Raw genomic sequence first — 2676 nt, forward strand, 5'->3', positions numbered from 1 at the left:
TCAATTTTACAAGGGAGGTTTAAATTTGTTCTATCAAATCATCGTTTTTGTCCTGCTGACCGCGGCAGGATTTTTAATTTGCAGGCAAATACTCAAAATACCCAAGCTGAGCATGAAAAAAAACATCAAAAACTTACAGGCAGAAAAAGAAAAAACGGGAGCAAGGTTGCTCAACCTTTTTGTGATGCCCCTTGTAAAGCCGGTATCCCGATTGATCAGAATTGAACCGGAGAAAGAAGCGAAAATGGCGTCAATGCTAAGGCGTGGAGGACTTGCGCTAACCCCAAAGGAATATCATGCACGTGCTCTCATCTGTGCTGCTTTTACTCTGCCGCTCTTGATTCTGCTTTTGGCAATCGGAGCGACAAACATTGCTCCTGCCATCCTTATCTTTTCGGTGGTAGTATATTTCCACTTCATGACCGACCTCAAAGACAAGCTCAAAGAGAAAAAGGAATTAATCGAAATAGAACTTCCAAGCTTTGTCCGCTCCATCCTCTACAAGCTTGAAGATGTGCGAGGCAGCAACGAAAATACGGTTGTCCAGGTGGACCTGATCCAGATATTTGAGGACTATCTAAAGGTAGCGAGTGAGGTTTTCTACTATGACATTGCGGTTCTGATCATGGAGATGAAAGCCAAGGACATAGAAACAGCGCTTCGAAACTTCAGTGAGCGTGTCGGACTGCTTGAGGTATCCTTTCTGGTCAATGCCCTCATCGGCTTATACAGTGGAGAGCATCAGGGCGAGGCTCTAATGTATCTTGCCAAGGATATGGACATCAAGGCGAAGGAAGCCCTGCGCAAGAATCTGGGCAAGCTGCCCGGCAAAATAAAGATGGCATCCATACCCCTTGTGGTAGTGACCCTGGCAAGCCTTTTATATGTCATAGGCTCCCACTTAGTCCGATCCATGGGGGGCCTTTTTTAATGTGAAAACGGGGCAACCCTTTTCAAATAAAACTAAATTTTTCAGGAGGGAGGTAAAGCATGAGAATCAGGACAAACACAATCCAAACCGTAGAAGAAAGGAGGTTAAACCCCATGAAAAACAAAATGGCAAACGCCTTTTCAAAGGCAAGAGGGCTTATGGTCAACAAGTCCGGTGACCAGATGACAGGCTGGCTCATTGTCGTACTGATTGTAGTGGTAGTGGGTGCAGTATTCATGACCCTGTATCAGGGTTCCATTACGCAAATCTGGAACAGTATTGTCACCAAGATTACAAGTCTTTTGGGCTAAATAACCGGCAAACTGTAAAATTACCACAAAGGTAAAAAGGAGAAACTTTCTCCCTTTTACCTTTGATGGAATGTTTTGCAACTGATATTACTGGCCTTAACTCTGGTAAAACCTTAAAAAATCAAACTAAAATTAACTATACGGAGGTATTTTTCTATGATGAGAACTTTGAGAAACAAAATGATGGTGGCAGGCTTAAAGGTAAGGAAGGTATTGACCCATCAATCCGGCGATCAAATGACAGGCTGGCTGATTGTTGTACTGATCGTAGTGGTCGTCGGTGCGGTATTTATGACGCTGTACCAGGGTTCCATTACGCAGATTTGGAACAGTATTGTAACCAAAATTACCGGTCTTTTGGGCTAAACTATGCGGCGGCTGCGAACAGGGGGTGTAAAGGGATGAACAGGCAGTGCCGGAGCTTTTGGGGGAGATGTTCTCCCCCTTTTTCTTTGAAAAAGGTGCTGGTTAATCGAAAAGGCAGCGCCTATTATGAACTGATTATTAAAACCCTGGTGGTAATTACGCTGATGGCGACGGTGATGTCCTTCTTAAGCATCTTCACCACCTATCTGAGTCTTAACCAAGTCTGCCGCCGGGTGGTCCGGGTCATTGAGCTGGAGGGGCAGGTATCGGATAACGTATATGATGTTTTTTACCGGCTCAAGGAACAGACCGGGCTGTCTCCTGAAATGAGCATCGGGGATGTCAATTATTGTGATGAACAAAACCAAAAAATTCAGCTAAGAGATACTTTTACAGTAAAGATGAAATACAACTATGCCTTTACGGTGTTTCGGCCTTCCTCCTCTCCGCCGGTGCAAATCATCATTCCCATGGAGGTGCGCATCACGGGCATGTCGGAAAAATATTGGAAGCTTTTAGAGTGAAAGCGCCGGAAGGGAGGGATAGTTTTGTGGGCAAAACCGGATCCATTTTAAAAAGCAAAAAAGGCGATGGGCTGGTGTTTATCTTGATCCTCATCCTTTTTATTATGACCCTTGCAGCCATCGTCATTGAATATTTCCGCATGGACAGCCTGTACCAGCAGGTGGAATATGTGCTCCAGCGGGGAGTGAATTCCTCCGTGGAGTACGCCATGCTGGACGAATACCGCAAAGACGGCTATGCCCGGATGGACAGCGCCCTTGCGGAAGAACAGCTCTACGGCTATCTTCATGAAAGCATGCAGCTGGACCGGGATCTGAACAAGTATTCCGGGGAGCAATGGGTGTACACCCTTGAAATCCAGAGCCTCACCGCTACCGATGATCCGCCCCGGCTTATCTTGAAAGGGCAGTTGAAAACCCGCAGCGTTTTTAGTTTCCTGACCGGCGAGGTGCGGCTGCCCTTTACTCTCTCCAGCAGCAACAACAGAATTGATGAAGGAGGTTCCCCATGAAGCGAAAATTAATCATTGCTATACCCTTGGCG

The 2676-nt window shown here is 46.0% G+C and carries 6 protein-coding genes; all 6 read left to right on the plus strand.

Translation table 11 applies throughout. From position 1 onward, the window contains the following. On the plus strand, positions 1-225 hold a 225-nt coding region (locus UF75_RS29710; protein ID WP_082075352.1), incomplete at its 5' end, for a hypothetical protein. A gap of 28 nt (positions 226-253) precedes the next feature. Then, positions 254-931 carry a hypothetical protein gene (locus tag UF75_RS25320; protein WP_242860431.1) on the plus strand — a complete coding sequence of 226 codons (678 nt, stop codon included), beginning with the start codon at positions 254-256 and terminating at the stop codon, positions 929-931. Between the two features lie 113 nt (positions 932-1044). Beyond that, on the plus strand, positions 1045-1242 hold the full coding sequence (locus UF75_RS25325; protein WP_045577289.1) for a hypothetical protein: 198 nt from the start codon (positions 1045-1047) through the stop codon (positions 1240-1242). A 156-nt stretch (positions 1243-1398) separates the two neighbouring features. Then, positions 1399-1608, plus strand: coding sequence for a hypothetical protein (locus UF75_RS27835; RefSeq protein ID WP_082075353.1), 210 nt, complete (start codon positions 1399-1401; stop codon positions 1606-1608). A gap of 95 nt (positions 1609-1703) precedes the next feature. Continuing rightward, entirely contained in the window at positions 1704-2132 is a 429-nt protein-coding gene (locus UF75_RS25330; RefSeq protein ID WP_242860432.1) for a DUF4320 family protein, read from the plus strand. Between the two features lie 26 nt (positions 2133-2158). Beyond that, positions 2159-2644, plus strand: coding sequence for a hypothetical protein (locus tag UF75_RS25335; RefSeq protein ID WP_045577291.1), 486 nt, complete (start codon positions 2159-2161; stop codon positions 2642-2644). The last annotated feature ends 32 nt before the right edge of the window (positions 2645-2676 follow it).

It is taken from the genome of Desulfosporosinus sp. I2 (assembly GCF_000960765.1).
Lineage (GTDB): Bacteria > Bacillota > Desulfitobacteriia > Desulfitobacteriales > Desulfitobacteriaceae > Desulfosporosinus.

Bases quoted from the DNA above. Each gene is read 5' to 3' on its own strand.
- UF75_RS25320 (WP_242860431.1), top strand. From the start codon at position 254: ATGCTAAGGCGTGGAGGACTTGCGCTAACCCCAAAGGAATATCATGCA.
- UF75_RS27835 (WP_082075353.1), top strand. From the start codon at position 1,399: ATGATGAGAACTTTGAGAAACAAAATGATGGTGGCAGGCTTAAAGGTA.
- UF75_RS25325 (WP_045577289.1), top strand. From the start codon at position 1,045: ATGAAAAACAAAATGGCAAACGCCTTTTCAAAGGCAAGAGGGCTTATG.